Source organism: Schumannella sp. 10F1B-5-1 (assembly GCF_006517535.1).
Classification (GTDB): domain Bacteria; phylum Actinomycetota; class Actinomycetes; order Actinomycetales; family Microbacteriaceae; genus Schumannella.
This window is the reverse complement of the sequence record NZ_VHQH01000034.1, coordinates 1-14,748: the sequence shown is the minus strand read 5'-3', so window position 1 is coordinate 14,748 and position 14,748 is coordinate 1. Positions and strand designations below refer to the sequence as shown.

Below are 14,748 nucleotides of genomic sequence, written 5' to 3'. Positions count from 1 at the left end.
GGACACGATGGCCGACGACCAGCTCAGCCGCACCTTCGCCGCCCTCGCCGACCCGACCCGACGCGACATCCTGGCCCGGCTCAGCCGCGGACCGGCCACGGTCGGCGAGCTCGCCGAGCCCTTCGACATGAGCTTCGCCGCCGTCTCGAAGCACCTGCGGGTGCTCGAGCAGGCCGGGCTCGTCACCCGCGGTCGCGAGGCGCAGTACCGCCCCGCGACGCTCGACGCCCGCCCGCTGCGCGACGCCGCGCAGTGGGTCGGCGACTACGCGCGCTTCTGGGGCGACAGCCTCGACGCACTCGGCGGCTACCTCGCCCGGCTCGCGTCGACGGCCGGGCCCGAAGAGACCACCACGAACACCGACCAGAACGGATAGACCCATGACCGACCTCACCGTCACCCGCACCTTCCCCTTCCCCGCCGAGCTCGTGTGGAGCGCCTGGACCACGGCGGAGCACTTCTCCGCCTGGTTCGGCGGCGACCAGGTCGAGGTCCCCCTCGACACGCTCGACTACGTCGCCGAGCTCGGCCGCGCCTGGAAGGCCGACATGGTGCTGCCGGACGGCAACCGCATCCACTGGGTCGGCGAGTTCGTCGAGGTGGATGCGCCTCGCCACCTGCGCCTGACGATCACCGACCAGCCCGACGACCCGGCGCGCTCGCACCTCGTCGTCGACTTCGCCGAGGTCGCGGGCGCCGACGGCGCGACCGGCCCGGCGACCGAGGTCACGATGACCCAGACGCCGATCCCCGAGGGCGCCGAGGAGGCGCTGCGCCAGGGCTACGCGCACTTCTTCGACACGCTCGAGGCCGAGCTCGGGCGCATGGCCGCCGCCTGACGAGCCGCGGTACGAGGGAGGGGCGCCGCGCGACTCGCGCGGCGCCCCTCCTCTGCCCCGCGTCAGTCGGCGTTGTGCGAGAACGCCGCGTCGAACGATGCGGTGGGCAGGTCCCAGAGCAGGCCGCGCACGAAGCGCTGCGCCTCCTCGGCGCCGACCATGCGGTCCATGCCGGCGTCCTCCCACTCGACCGAGATCGGGCCGGTATAGCCGACGCGTCGCAGGGTGCGGAAGGCGTCCTCCCACGGCACGTCGCCGTGGCCGGTCGAGACGAAGTCCCAGCCGCGACGCGGGTCGCCCCAGGGCAGGTGCGAGCCGAGGATTCCGGCCCGGCCCGAGCGATCGCGCATCCGCGTGTCCTTGCAGTCCACGTGGTAGATCCGGTCGGCGAAGTCGACGATGAAGTCGACCGTGTCGATGCCCTGCCACATCATGTGCGACGGGTCCCAGTTGAAGCCGAACGCCGACCGGTGGTCGACGGCCTCGAGTGCGCGCTGGCAGGTCCAGTAGTCGTAGGCGATCTCCGAGGGGTGCACCTCGTGGGCGTAGCGCACGCCCTCGCCGTCGAACACATCCAGGATGTCGTTCCAGCGTCGGGCGAAGTCCTCGTAGCCGGCGTCGATCACGTCCTGCCCGACCGGCGGGAACATCGCCACGTACTGCCAGATCGACGACCCGGTGAAGCCGGTGATCACATCCACGCCGAGCTTGCGAGCCGCCTTCGCCGTCAGCTTGAGCTCCTCGGCGGCGCGCTGACGCACGCCCTCGGGCTCGCCGTCGCCCCACACCTTCGAGCGCAGCAGCGCCTTGTGGCGGAAGTCGATCGGGTCGTCGCACACGGCCTGACCGGTGAGGTGGTTCGACAGGGCCCAGGTCGTCAGGCCGTGCTTGTCGAGCACCGCGCGCCGCTCATCCAGGTAGCCCGGATCCTCCTCCACGCGCCAGACGTCGAGGTGCTCGGCCGAGCACGCGATCTCCAGACCGTCATACCCCCACGAGGCGGCATGGCCCGCCACCTCGTCCAGGGTCAGGTCGGCCCACTGGCCCGTGAACAGCGTCACCGGGTTGGTCGTCATGCGATTCGGTCTCCTTCCGGGCGCACGCCCAGCTCGAGGGGGATGGGGCCGGGGGCCGCCTTCTCGTCGTTGAGGAGGCACGCGACCTGGCGCTGCGGCTCCGCGTCGCCGAAGCGCGTGGGGCCGAGGGCCGGATCGGTGAGCTTGCATTCGTCGAAACCGTAGGGACACCGCGGGTGGAACTTGCACCCGGTGGGCAGATTCACGAGATCGGGCGGTGATCCGGGGATGCCGGCCAGGTCGCGCTTGGGACCGCGCAACGGCGGGAAGGAGTGCAGCAGGCCCGCCGTGTAGGGGTGGCGCGGTCGGCGGTAGACCTCCTCGCTCGACGCGTCCTCGACGATGCGACCCGCGTACATGATCGCGATGCGGTCGGCGAGCTCGAGCAGCAGCGACACGTCGTGCGTGATGAAGATGACCGAGAAGCCGAGCTCGTCTTTCAGCTGCATGATCTGCTCGACGATCTGGCGCTGCATGACCACGTCGAGCGCGGTCGTCGGCTCGTCCATGATCACGATCTCGGGTTCGAGCGCGAGCGCCATGGCGATCATGACGCGCTGGCGCATACCGCCCGAGAGCTGGTGCGGGTACGAGCCGAGGCGGTCCTTCGGGATGCCCACCATGTCGAGCAGCTCGAGCGCCCGGGCCCGTGCCCGGTCGCGCGCGCCGCTCCCCCGGCCGCGGTGGGCCAGGATGCCGTCGATCAGCTGCCGGCCGATCGTGTAGACGGGGTTGAGCGAGTTCATCGCGCCCTGGAACACGATCGCCGTGTCGCGCCAGCGCTGCGCCCGCAGCTCGGCGTCGCCCATGCGCAGCAGGTCGCCGCCGTGGCCGTCGCGGGCCGAGGTGAAGGTGACCGAGCCGCCGGTGATGACGCCGGGCGGCGGCAGCAGCCGGGTGGCGGCGTAGGCGAGCGTCGATTTGCCGCATCCGCTCTCGCCCGCGAGGCCGAGCACCTCGCCGGCGTGCAGCGTCAGGTCGACGCCCTGCAGCGCGTGCACCGCGTTCTCGTCGTAGCCGTAGTCGACGCTGAGGCCGCGGATCTCGAGCACGGGCTTGCGCTCGCGGGGCGGGGTCGCGGCGGTGGCCGCATCCAGCAGGGTCATCGGTTGTCCTTCCCGCGGTAGACGGGCGTGAACCCGATGCGCGCGCGGATCTTCTTGCGCCGCAGCACGCCGGCGTTGGCGGCCGTGGAGCGCAGTCGGGGGTTGACGAACTCGTCGATCCCGAAGTTGATGAGGGTGAGCGAGGTGCCGACGGCGGCGATGCAGAGGCCCGCGGGCACGAACCACCACCAGGCGCCCTGCACGAGCGCCTGCGAGCTCTGCGCCCAGAACAGCACGGTGCCCCAGTTCCAGTCGCTGATGCTCGTGACGCCGATGAAGGCCAGCGTGACCTCCGACAGGATCGCGAAGATCACCGTGCCGATGAAGCCCGACGCGATGATCGCGGTGAGGTTCGGCATGATCTCGAAGAACACGATCCGCCACAGCGGCTCGCCGTTCGCGCGGGCCGCCTCGACGAAGTCGCGCTTGCGCAGCGACAGCGTCTGGGCGCGCATGACGCGGGCGCCCCACGCCCATCCCGTGATCGCGATCACGAAGGCGACCGTGAGCCCGCCGGCGCTCGGCAGCAGCCCGGTGATGATGATGATCAGCGGCAGCGCCGGGATGACCAGGAACACGTTCGAGATCAGCGACAGGATCTCGTCGCCGATGCCCCCGATGAACCCCGAGACCACGCCGACGATGACCGAGATCAGCGTGGCGACGATGCCGGCGGTGAGGCCGACGAGCATGACGCCCTGGGTGCCGACCAGCAGCTGCGACAGGATGTCCTGCCCCGTCGCGGTGGTGCCGAGCCAGTGGTCGGGCGAGGGCGGCTGCAGACCCGCCGTGGCGTTGACGGTGTCGGGGTTGTAGGGCGCGATCCACTTGCCGATGATCGCCAGCACGACGAAGACGGCGAGGATGATGATGCCGACGAGCGCCTTGCGGTTGCGCAGGATGCCGAGCTGCACCCGGCGGCCGCGCTTCGAGCGCACCGCGACGGCGGTCAGGGTGGCGGTGGAGGTGGGATCGGCGGTGACCGGATCGATCTGCACGGACATGTCTCAGCCCTCCTGTCGGGTGCGCGGGTCGAGCAGGGCGTAGGCGAAGTCGGCGGCCATGTTCGCCACCAGCACGCTCAGCGTGATGATGAGGAAGATGCCCTGCATGAGCGGGTAGTCCTTCGAGCTGATCGCCTGGAACAGCGTGAAGCCGATCCCGGGGTAGCTGAACACCATCTCGGTCACGAGCGTGCCGCCGACGATGAAGCCGAGGCTGAGGGCGAAGCCCGAGATGCTCGGCAGCACCGCGTTGCGGGCGGCGTAGCCGAACATGACCGTGCGCTCGGGCAGGCCCTTGGCCTGCGCGACCGTCACGTAGTCCTCGCTCGAGACGGTGACCATCATGTTGCGCATGCTGAGGATCCAGCCGGCGATCGACGAGATCACGATCGTGAGCGCCGGCAGGATGCCGTGATAGATCGCCGACCCGATGAACTGTCCGCTGAACTCGGGGATGAGTCCGCCCTCGTAGCCGCCCGACGCCGGGAACACCGGGATGATGACGGCGAAGAGGCTGATCGCGATGAGGCCGAGCCAGAAGTACGGGATGGCCGAGAAGAAGTTCGCGACCGGCAGCAGGCCGTCGGCCCAGGTGCCGCGCCGCCAGCCCAGGCCGACGCCGGCGAGCGTGCCGAGCACGAAGCCGAGGATGGTCGAGATGCCGACGAGCAGCAGCGTCCACGGCAGCGACTGGCTGATGATCTCGCTCACCGGGGTCGGGAAGTAGGTGAACGAGATGCCGAAGTCGCCGCGGAACAGCCCGGCCCAGTACTTGACGTAGTCGTCCCAGAGGCTGGAGTCCTTGTCGAGACCGAACAGCACGTAGAGCGACTGGATCGCGTCGGTCGAGAGTCGGCCCTGGTACTTGTTGATGAGCGACTGCACGGGGTCGCCGGGCAGCAGACGCGGGATGAAGAAGTTGAGCGTCACGGCCGCCCAGGCGGTGATCACGTAGAAGATCACGCGGCGGATGAGGAACTTCATGCGCTCGCTCCCCCGTTCGTGATCCCGGCGGCGACCGGGCCGGCGACAGGCATCCCGGCGGCGACGCCCGCGCCGAACGCGGCCTCGCGCTCGGCGCCGCGGTCGTCGGAGTAGAGCCAGCAGGCGGCCTTCTGGCCGTCCTCGAGCTCGAACATCGGCGGGCGCTCCTGGCGGCAGACGTCCATGGCGAAGGGGCAGCGCGAGTTGAACCGGCATCCGGTCGGCGGGTCGATGAGGCTCGGCGGCTCGCCCTTCGCGGGGCGCTCCTCGCGGCCGGCCAGCTGGTCGGCGTCGGGTGCGGAGGCGATCAGCAGCTGCGTGTAGGGATGCCGCGGCCGCTGCGTGACCTCCTCGCTCGGCCCGCGCTCGATGACTTGGCCGGCGTACATCACGACGGTCTCGTCGGCGAAGTACCGGGCCGACGCGATGTCGTGCGTGATGTAGAGGATCGCGAGGTTCAGCTGCTCCTTGAGCCGCTGCAGCAGGTTGAGCACGCCGATGCGGATCGACACGTCGAGCATCGACACGGGCTCGTCGGCGAGCAGAGCCTGCGGGGTGGCGCCGAGGGCGCGGGCGATCGCGACGCGCTGGCGCTGTCCGCCCGAGAGCTCGTGCGGGAACTTCGCGAGGTAGCGCTCGGCGGGCCGCAGCTCGACCTGCTCGAGCAGACCGCGCACCTTCTGCTCGCGCTCGGTCTTCGAGAGGCCGGGGTTGTGGATGCTGACCGAGCGGGTGAGCACGTAGCGCACGGTGTGGATCGGGTTCAGCGACGCGAACGGGTCCTGCAGGATCATCTGCACGTTGCGCACGTAGCGCCGGAAGCTGCGGCCGAGCCGCACGCGCACGGGCTTGCCGTGCAGCAGCACCTCGCCGGAGGTGCGCGGCAGCAGCTGCGCGATCAGTCGGGCGACGGTCGACTTGCCCGAGCCGGACTCGCCGACGAGGGCGACGACGCTGCCGGCCTCGAGACGCAGGTCGACGCCTTCGACGGCGTGCACGACCGTGCCGCGTCCGCGGCGCACCGGGAAGTGCTTGGTGAGCGCGACGGTCTCGATGACCGGGGTCGTCGCGGAGCTCGTGTTCGGGATCGAGGGCGGGCGGGTGTTCTGGGGTGCCGCGGGCGCGGCGTCATCGGTGGGCATCGGCATCCTCATGCGCTCGGAGCAGACGGCGGGAGCGACGCGGGGCCCGGCCCGGTGACGAACCGGGCCCCGCGTGCGGTCGGGAAGGTGGGGGACGGGTCCCTTACTTCTTGACCGGCTTGAGGTTCATGAGCACCTGCGAGACCGAGGGCTGCGTGGGCTGCGACACCGCGTACGGGTCCTTCTCGTCGGGCCATCCGGTGAAGTACTTCGTGCTGTACTCGGCGCCCATCGGGCCGGCGGCCACGGGGATGGCCGGGACCTCGTCGACGAAGATCTTCTGCAGCGTGTTCATGGCCGTCGTGCGCTCGGCGTCGTCGGTCGTGTTCGCGTAGGCCGCGAGCGCCGCCGTCGCCTCGGGGCTGTCGAAGCGCCCGAAGTTCCAGTTGGCGGTCGTGCCGACCGGCTTCAGCTGAGTGCCGTCCATGATGTTGGAGTAGATGTCCCACGGGGTCGCGCCCGTGTTCGTCCAGTGCAGCGTGGCCTGGAAGTCGCCGTTCTGCACGGCGGCGGTCCAGTTGTCGACGGTCGCGGTGTCGACCTTGGCGTCGATGCCGATCTGCTTCACGTTGTCGGCGATGATCTGCAGCGACGCGAGGTAGTCCGACCAGCCCGCCGGGTCGACGAGCGTGAAGGTGACGGGGTTGCCGCTCGGGTCCATGAGCTTGTCGCCCGAGTAGGTGTAGCCGGCATCCGTCAGCACCTTCTTGGCGCCGTCGACGTCGATCTCGGCCTTCTTGTCCTTGTACTCCGGGGCGGCGAAGCTGTCACCGGCCGGCGAGGGGAGCCCGTTGACGTTGTCGACGAGGCCCTTGAAGCCCGAGTAGCCCTGCGTGTTGATGGCCTTGCGGTCGACGACCATGTTGACGGCCTTGCGCACCGCGACGTCGTTGAACGGCGCCGTCGTCGTGTTGAAGAACAGCGCGTCGATGCCGAGGCCGGTGGGCTGCCAGTTCTTGTTCGTCTCCGACTTCGACACGTAGGTCTTCTCGATGTCGGGGATGAAGACGTAGCTCCACTGCGCCTGGCCGTTGAGCAGCGCTGTCAGCATGGCGTTGTTGTCGGTGTACGACGTCCAGCGCACCTCGGGCACCTTGGGCTTGCCGCCCCAGTAATCCGTGTTCGGCACGAAGGAGATGGCCTGCTGGGTCCACGTCTTCAGCGTGTAGGGACCCGTGCCGACCGGCTTCTGGTTGGCGTCCTTCTCCGGGTCCTTGATCTTCGACCAGATGTGCTCGGGCACGATGAACTGGTTGATGACCTTGGTCTGGTTGATGAACTCAGGCACGTCGAAGCTGAGCTTGACCGTGTCGCCCGAGACGCTGATGTCGTCGAAGGGCAGCGCGTTGGTGTTGAACGCGGGGTACTTCTCGAGCATCTCGAAGGTGTAGGCGATGTCGTCGGCGGTGAACTTCTCGCCGTCGGACCACTTCACGCCGTCACGGGCGGTGATCTCGACCGACGTGTAGTCCTCCGACCACTTCCACTCCTTGGCGAGCCACGGAACCGGGTCGCGGTCGGGGAGGGTCGGGTTGATCTGGGCCAGGGGCTCGTACATCATGCCCCGGTAGCCGAGCACGCTCGCCGACGAGGTCGGGGCGAACGGGTTCGAGTTGTTGCTCTGCGGGCCGTTGGGCATGCCGATCGTGAGCACGTCACCCGATCCGGCACCTCCCCCGGAGCATCCCGACAGGACGGCGAGCGTGGCCGCCGCCGTGATTCCCGCGGCGATCTTCGCCAGAACGGATCGTTTCACTGTGTGCCTCCTTGCACATGTGTGGTGGTGCCGCGCGGGGTGCAGGTGCGCGGGTGGTGCCGGTGTTGCGGGGTGGAGCTGGTCGTGCGGGTCGAGCTGTCGTGCGGCCCGGGTCGGCACCTCCGTGGTGTCGACCCGCGCGGTCGTGCGGATTCTGCGGCTAGGCCGAGGCGGTCGCCTCCTGCCGGCCGTCGACCCCGACGGTGTCGGGGACGTCGTTCACGACGAGGGATCCTCCCTGTGCGGCGCTGCGCTCGATCGCATCGAGCACGCGCTGCACGGCGAGGCCGTCGCCGAAGTCGGGTGACACCGCATCCCCGTTCTCGACCGCGTGCAGCAGGTCGCGCACCTCGTGCACGAAGCTGTGCTCCCAGCCGATGATGTGGCCCTGCGGCCACCAGGCGTCGAGGTAGGGATGCTCGGGCTCGGTCACGAGGATCGTGCGGAAGCCCTGGGTGGTGATGCTCTCGTCGAGGTCGAGGAACTGCAGCTCGTCGAGGCGCTCGAGGTCGAAGCGGATCGCGCCGCGGTCGCCGTAGAGCTCGATCTGCAGCGCGTTCTTGCGCCCGGTGGCGGTGCGCGAGACCTCGAGGCTGGCGCGGGCGCCGGTGTCGAAGGTCAGCGTCGCCCAGGCGGCGTCGTCGACGGTGACGCGCTCGAGGCCGTGGTCGCCGCGGCGCTCGGGCGTGAAGGTGGCGGTCTGCGCCGACACCCCGGCGATGGATGCGCCGCTCAGGCTGAGCAGCTGGTCGATGGCGTGCGAGGCGAGGTCGCCGAGCGCGCCCGAGCCGGCCGTCTCCTTGCGCAGGCGCCAGGTCATGGGCGCGTCGGCATCCACCAGCCAGTCCTGCAGGTAGCTGGCGCGCATCTGGCGGATCGTGCCGAGGCGGCCCTCGGCGACGAGCTGCCGTGCGAGAGCGAGCGCCGGCACGCGACGGTAGTTGAAGCCGACCATGGCGACCGCGCCGTGATCGCGACGGGCGTCGGCGGCCGCAGCCGCCATCCGCTCGGCCTCGTCGAGGGTGTTCGCGAGCGGCTTCTCGACGAGCACGTGCTTGCCCGCGGCGAGCGCCGCGATCGCGACCTCGGCGTGCAGGTGACCCGGCGTGCAGATGTCGACGATGTCGATGTCGGGGCGGGCGATGACCTCGCGCCAGTCGGTGGCCGCCTCGGCCCAGCCGAGCTCGTCGGCCGCCGCCTGCACCCCCGCCGCATCCCGGCCCACGAGCACCGCGCGCTCGAACGCGGGCACGTCGAAGAACGACGCGACCTGACGCCAGGCGTTCGAGTGAGCGCGGCCCATGAAGGCGTAGCCGATCAGGGCGACCCGCAGCGGGGCGCCGGAGCGGCGGGGGGTCATCGACATCTCAGGAACTCCTACAGGGTCTCGGCGGTCGGGTCCCAGTCCTCCGGCAGCGGGGGGATGGGGGCGACGCTGCTCTCGAGGTCGACGAACCGCTTCTGGTCGATCGACTCGGTGATCGCGGTCATCGCGTCGACGACGTGGAAGGCCTGCTCGCCGGGCGCGCGGTGCGGGCGGTCGGCGCGGATGGCGCGGGCCATCTCGAGCACGCCGGCGCCGCGGCTGTCGGTCGAGCCGACCGAGGGCACCGTGCGCCAGTCCTCGTCGTCGCGGGTGCGGATGCCGATCTCGCCGTCGAACATGTTCGGGTCGGGCACGCTGAGCACGCCCTCCGTGCCGGTGATCTCGATCAGCGGCGGGCGCCCCGAGAAGGAGTCGAAGCTCCAGATCGACTGCGAGGTCTGCCCGCTCGCGAACTCGGCGATCGCGCTCACGTGCGTGGGCACGGTCACGTCGAACTCCTCGCCCGCCTTGGGGCCCGAGCCGATCGTGCGGGTCAGGCGCGAGCGACTGCCGAAGGCGCCGACGCGCGCGATCGAGCCGAAGAACTGCACGAGCGCGGTCAGGTAGTACGGTCCGATGTCGAACAGCGGGCCGGCGCCCTCCTGGAACAGGAACGCGGGGTTCGGGTGCCACGACTCCGGGCCGGGGCTCTGCATGAGCGTCAAGGCCGACTGCGGTTCGCCGATGTCGCCGCGCTCGAGCATGCGCCGGGCGGTCTGCAGTCCGGCGCCGAGGAAGGTGTCGGGCGCGCATCCCAGGCGGATGCCCTTCGCCGCGGCGAGCGCGAGCAGCTCCTGGCCGCTCGGGCGGTCCATCGAGAACGGCTTCTCGCTCCACACGTGCTTGCCGCTGTTCACGGCCTGCGTCGCGACCTCGACGTGCGCCGCCGGGATCGTGAGGTTGACGACGATCTCGATGTCGGGGTGGTTCAGCACCACGTCGGGCGCGCCGTGCTCGGCGATGCCGTACTGCTCGGCTCGCGCCTTCGCCGCCTCGGGGAACAGGTCGCCGATCGCGTGCACCTGCACGTCGGGGAACCGGGTGAGGTTGTCGAGGTACTGCGTGCTGATGACGCCCGCGCCGATGATCCCGACGCCGACCTTGCCGGTGCCGGCCATCAGAGCGCTGCCCCGTTCGCGCCGCCGGCACGGGTGCCGGCGGTCTGCCCGAGCTCCTCGGTGAGGTAGCGGAAGCTCTCGGTCACGTCGTCGAACATGTCGCCGCCGGCGTGGTCGTCGAGCTCGACGACCGGGGTGGCGTGCGGCGCCGCCGCGAGGATCTCGGCGATCGGCATCTCGCCGCGGCCGGCCGCGGTCTGGGTCTTCACGTCGTCGACGCGCGGGCCGTCCTTGATGTGCAGGAACTGCACCTGCTCGCCGAGACGGCCGAGCAGCGCGACGGCGCTCTCGCCGCCGATCTCCGACCAGTAGGTGTCGACCTCGAGCACGACGGCCTCGTGCAGCGCTCCGGCGAAGAGCTCGAGCGCGGTGACGCCGTCGATGCGGCTCTGCAGCTCGTGCGCGTGGTTGTGGTAGCCGACCTTGAGACCGAGATCGGCGGCCGGGGCGACGAGCTCGTTGAGCTTCGCGGCCGTGGCGAGCACGTCGTCGCGGCTCTGCCACTTCTCCGGGGCGACGAAGGGGTCGATGACGACCGGAACGCCCAGGCGCTGCGCGACGGCGAGCACCTCGTGCGCATCCACGTCGTCGGCGACGAGGCCGGCGTGCGCGCTCGAGACGCCGAGACCGGATGCGGGCAGGGCCTCGGCGAGCTGGTCGGCGAAGTTCGCGATGGCGAACGGCTCCACCTGGGTGAAGCCGATGTCGGCGAGGCGCTTCAGCGCGGCGACGGGGTCGGCGCCGAAGGCGTCGCGCACCGTGTAGAGCTGGACGGAGAGGGGCTGAGCCACGGGGTCGATCTCCAGAGGGGTCGCGGTCGGGGGATGCGGCCGGCAGCGGTGCCCGTGCGCGCTCGCTCCGCTGCTGCGGTGGCTCGCGCATCCGACGTCGTCGTCGACCTGCGGGAGACGCTAGTCCGACTTCTGTCGACGGTCAAGCAGAAGTGCGTCGGGCGGTGACATACATCTGTCCGACGGCGCACGGATCGTGCTTGACTGTTCCGCATGAGCATCACCGCACGGCCGGCGCCGCCCGTGCCGACCGGCGCGGGCGAGCTTCTGCGACTGCTGCGCGACGGGGTCCCCCGCACGCGCGCCGAGCTCGCCGAGCAGCTCGGCGTCGCCCGGTCGACGCTCGGACTGCGCATCGACGCCCTGCTCGACACCGGACTGGTCGGCCCCGGCGACGACGGCGTCTCGACCGGCGGTCGGCCGCCCAGCCGCATCGCGCTGCGCCCCGACGCCCGCGTCGTGCTCGCCGCCGACCTCGGCGCCAGCCACGCGCGCATCGCCCTCACCGACCTGCTCGGCGTGACGCTCGCCGAACTCAGCGCCGACATCCGCATCGCCGACGGCCCGGATGCCGTGATCGAGTGGGTCGCCGACCGCGCCGACGAGCTGCTCGACCGCCTCGGCCGCACCCGCGGCGACCTGCTCGCGGCCGGCATCGGTGTTCCCGGTCCCGTCGACCACGGCAGCGGACGCCCCGTCAGCCCGCCGATCATGCCCGGCTGGAACGACGCCGACGTGCCCGGGCTGCTGCGCCGCCGCCTCGACGTGCCGGTCTTCGTCGACAACGACGTGAACCTCGCCGCCCTCGGCGAGCGCTCGCACGCGCATCCCGAGGTCGCCGACCTGCTCTTCGTCAAGGTCGCCACCGGCATCGGCCTCGGCCTCGTCGCCGACGGCGAGCTGCGCCGCGGGGCCCAGGGCACCGCCGGCGACCTCGGCCACGTGCGCGTCGCGCGCGGCGCCGGCGTCGCCTGCACCTGCGGCGGCGAGGGCTGCCTCGAGGCGCTGGCCGCCTGGCCCGCACTCGCGGCCGCGCTGCGCGCCGAGGGCCTCGACGTCGTGACCGTCGACGACCTGGTCGGCGCCATCGAGGGCGGAGATGCGCGCGCCGTCGCCGCGGTGCGCCAGGCGGGTCGCGACCTGGGCGAGGTGCTCGCCACCTGCGTGAACCTGATCAACCCCTCGGTCATCGTGATCGGCGGGTCGCTCGCCCGCATCGGCGAGCAGCTGCTCGCCGGCGTGCGCGAGGTCGTCTACAGCCGCTCGACGCCGGCCGCCACCCGCGCGCTGCAGGTGACGCTGTCGCAGACGCGCGAGCACGCCGCCGTCTACGGCGCGAGCATGCTCGCGATCGACGCGGCGCTCAGCCCCGACGCGGTCGACGAGCTCGTGCGCGCCTGAGTCGCGATCGTCCCCGCGGCGCGCGCGATGCGCGCGCCGCCCGCCCGCCGCGTCAGATCAGCGCCTTCTCGCGCACGTAGTCGTTCTCGACGCGCGACCCGAGGCGGAACGTCTTGCGCCCCACGACCTCGAAGCCGTGCTTGCCGTAGAAGCGGTTCGCCCGCGCGTTCTCGTCGTTGACGCCGAGCCACACCCCCGCCACGCCGCTCTCACGGGCGGCGGTCACGGTCGCGGCCATGAGCTCGTGCGCGATCCCGGCGCCGTGGTGCCCCGGATGCACGTAGCACTTGCTCAGCTCGATCGTGGGACGCACCGTGATCGCGGCGGCCACGTCGGCATCCGTCGGCTCACCCGCGACGAGCATCGTGTAGCCGACCGTCTCGGGCGCGGCGTCATCCGCGGCGGCGGCAGCATCGGCGTCGTCGAGCTCGGCGAGCAGGATGATGTGGTCGTCGTCCGCGAGCCAGGCCGCGAAGGCCTCGCGCGTCAACACGTTCGCCAGGTGCGCCGCGATCTCCTCGGCGGGGGCGTCGGGCGGGCAGGCGAGCGGGAACGTCAGGTGCGCGATCGCGACGACGGCATCGAGGTCGGCGGGCACGGCTCGGCGGATGGTCAGCGGCACCGGCCCAGGATACGGGCGCGGGAGGTCCGGATCGTGCGCCGCTTCCCAGGATCGTCCGGGCATCCACGGCAGGATGGGGGCGTGCCCGGCACGACCGTCTTCGAACGCTATCCTCCCAGCGACGCCGTGCTCGACGCCGCCCTCGCCGACACCCGCCTCGCCGCGCTCTGGCTCGACGAGCTGCCGCAGCGGCGCCCGCGCCCCGAGCTGGTCGGCGACGCGTCGGCCGACCTGTGCATCGTCGGCGGCGGGCTCACCGGCCTGTGGACCGCGGTGCTCGCGGCGCAGCGCGAACCCGGGCGGCGCATCCTGCTCGTCGAGGGCAAACGGCTGGGATGGGCGGCCTCGGGTCGCAGCGGCGGCATCGTCGACTCCCGGCTCGCGGGCGCCCATGCCGCGCAGCGCTGGCCCGGCGAGGCCGCGCGCCTGCAGCGCCTCGGGCGCGAGAACCTCGACGAGATCGAGCTCGCGGTCGGGTCGCTGCGCCTCGACGTCGACTGGCACCGCAGCGGCGAGCTGCTCGTCGCCGCCGAGCCGCACCAGCTCGAGCTGCTGCGCGGATCGCGCCCCAACCCCGACGGATCGCTGCCCGACACCGTGCTGCTCGGCGCCGAGGCGGTGCGCCGCGAGATCGACTCCCCCAGCGCTCTCGGCGGCAGCTGGCGGCGCCGGGATGCGGCGACGCTCGATCCGGCGCGCCTCGTGATCGAGCTGGCCCGGGTCGCCCAGGAGCTCGGGGTCGAGATCGTCGAGAGCTCCCCCGTGCGCGCCCTGATCGACACGCCCGACGGGATGGATGTGGTCACCGCGTCCGGTCGGGTGCGCGCCCGCGCGGTCGCCCTCGCGACGAGCGCGTTCCCGTCGCTGCTGCGTCGCGCGCGCCTGCTCACGCTGCCCGTCTACGAGTACGCGCTCGCGACCGAGCCGCTCGAGCCGCGGCGCATGAAGACCCTCGCGTGGGAGCGGCGGCAGGCCCTGCGCGGTCTCGGCCGACGGTCGCACTGGATGCGGCGCACCGGCGACGACCGGGTCGTGTTCGGCGGCTTCTTCGCGCAGTACCACTACGGCGGCCGGCTGCGCGCGGCGCACGAAGACCGCCCCGACCTGCACCGCGCGCTCGCAGCCCACCTGCTCACGACCTTCCCGCAGCTCGAGGGCGTGCGCTTCAGCCACCGCTGGGCGGGCGCGATCGACCGCGACACCCGAGGATCAGGGCACTACGGCACGGCCCGCGAGGGGCGCGTCGTCTACGCGGGCGGCTTCAGCGGCACGGGACTCGGCACCGCGCGCTTCGCCGGGCGGGTCATGCTCGACCTGCTCGCGGGCGAGCGCACCGAGCTGACCGAGCTCGCGGTCGTGCGCGAGCGGCCCGCGCCGTTTCCGCCCGAGCCCGCGGTCTACGCCGCGATGACGACGGCGCAGCGCGCCCTCGACCGCGCCGACCACCGCGGCGGCGAGCACGGCGCGCTGCTGCGGGCGCTGCGGGCCGTGGGCCTCGCGCCCTAGCTGTACTCGGTCAGCAGGTTGGTGACGGTGCGGTAGG

General features: G+C 71.6%; 14 protein-coding genes. 4 read left to right on the top strand and 10 right to left on the bottom strand.

Translation table 11 applies throughout. The annotated features are described in order from the left end of the window. Positions 1-7: 7 nt before the first annotated feature. Entirely contained in the window at positions 8-376 is a 369-nt protein-coding gene (locus FJ658_RS04315) for a helix-turn-helix transcriptional regulator (protein ID WP_141144152.1), read from the top strand. Positions 377-380: 4 nt separating this feature from the next. Then, positions 381-839 carry an SRPBCC domain-containing protein gene (locus tag FJ658_RS04310; protein WP_141144151.1) on the top strand — a complete coding sequence of 153 codons (459 nt, stop codon included), beginning with the start codon at positions 381-383 and terminating at the stop codon, positions 837-839. A 62-nt stretch (positions 840-901) separates the two neighbouring features. Here the strand turns inward: FJ658_RS04310 and FJ658_RS04305 are convergent, their stop codons facing one another. The 9 genes from FJ658_RS04305 to FJ658_RS04265 form a co-directional block, all read right to left on the bottom strand. Beyond that, positions 902-1,915 carry a sugar phosphate isomerase/epimerase gene (locus FJ658_RS04305; RefSeq protein WP_141144150.1) on the bottom strand — a complete coding sequence of 338 codons (1,014 nt, stop codon included), beginning with the start codon at positions 1,913-1,915 and terminating at the stop codon, positions 902-904. Further along, positions 1,912-3,021: an ABC transporter ATP-binding protein gene (locus FJ658_RS04300; protein WP_141144149.1), complete on the bottom strand. Its 1,110-nt coding sequence runs from the start codon at positions 3,019-3,021 to the stop codon at positions 1,912-1,914. Before FJ658_RS04300 ends, FJ658_RS04305 begins: the two co-directional genes overlap by 4 nt. After that, positions 3,018-4,025: an ABC transporter permease gene (locus FJ658_RS04295; protein WP_141144148.1), complete on the bottom strand. Its 1,008-nt coding sequence runs from the start codon at positions 4,023-4,025 to the stop codon at positions 3,018-3,020. Before FJ658_RS04295 ends, FJ658_RS04300 begins: the two co-directional genes overlap by 4 nt. Before the next feature lie 3 nt (positions 4,026-4,028). Beyond that, a complete protein-coding gene (locus tag FJ658_RS04290; RefSeq protein WP_141144147.1) occupies positions 4,029-5,009 on the bottom strand; it encodes an ABC transporter permease in 981 nt (326 codons plus the stop codon). Beyond that, the gene (locus FJ658_RS04285) at positions 5,006-6,151 is read right to left on the bottom strand and encodes an ABC transporter ATP-binding protein (RefSeq protein ID WP_255447556.1); all 1,146 of its coding nucleotides are present in this window, start codon (positions 6,149-6,151) and stop codon (positions 5,006-5,008) included. Before FJ658_RS04285 ends, FJ658_RS04290 begins: the two co-directional genes overlap by 4 nt. Before the next feature lie 103 nt (positions 6,152-6,254). Beyond that, on the bottom strand, positions 6,255-7,907 hold the full coding sequence (locus FJ658_RS04280; RefSeq protein WP_255447555.1) for an ABC transporter substrate-binding protein: 1,653 nt from the start codon (positions 7,905-7,907) through the stop codon (positions 6,255-6,257). A gap of 160 nt (positions 7,908-8,067) precedes the next feature. Then, complete coding sequence (locus FJ658_RS04275) at positions 8,068-9,273, bottom strand: Gfo/Idh/MocA family protein (RefSeq protein ID WP_141144145.1); 1,206 nt, start codon at positions 9,271-9,273, stop codon at positions 8,068-8,070. Between the two features lie 11 nt (positions 9,274-9,284). Further along, the gene (locus tag FJ658_RS04270) at positions 9,285-10,391 is read right to left on the bottom strand and encodes a Gfo/Idh/MocA family protein (protein WP_141144144.1); all 1,107 of its coding nucleotides are present in this window, start codon (positions 10,389-10,391) and stop codon (positions 9,285-9,287) included. Continuing rightward, positions 10,391-11,182, bottom strand: coding sequence for a sugar phosphate isomerase/epimerase (locus tag FJ658_RS04265; RefSeq protein WP_141144143.1), 792 nt, complete (start codon positions 11,180-11,182; stop codon positions 10,391-10,393). The genes FJ658_RS04270 and FJ658_RS04265 overlap by 1 nt, the downstream gene beginning before the upstream one ends. 213 nt (positions 11,183-11,395) lie before the next feature. Between FJ658_RS04265 and FJ658_RS04260 the strand changes: the two genes are divergently transcribed. Beyond that, a complete protein-coding gene (locus tag FJ658_RS04260; protein ID WP_141144142.1) occupies positions 11,396-12,583 on the top strand; it encodes an ROK family protein in 1,188 nt (395 codons plus the stop codon). A 52-nt stretch (positions 12,584-12,635) separates the two neighbouring features. Here FJ658_RS04260 and FJ658_RS04255 read toward each other — a convergent pair whose 3' ends face one another. After that, the gene (locus tag FJ658_RS04255) at positions 12,636-13,205 is read right to left on the bottom strand and encodes a GNAT family N-acetyltransferase (protein ID WP_141144141.1); all 570 of its coding nucleotides are present in this window, start codon (positions 13,203-13,205) and stop codon (positions 12,636-12,638) included. A gap of 81 nt (positions 13,206-13,286) precedes the next feature. Here FJ658_RS04255 and FJ658_RS04250 point away from each other — a divergent pair, with 81 nt between their 5' ends. Continuing rightward, entirely contained in the window at positions 13,287-14,711 is a 1,425-nt protein-coding gene (locus FJ658_RS04250; protein ID WP_141144140.1) for an FAD-binding oxidoreductase, read from the top strand. The last annotated feature ends 37 nt before the right edge of the window (positions 14,712-14,748 follow it).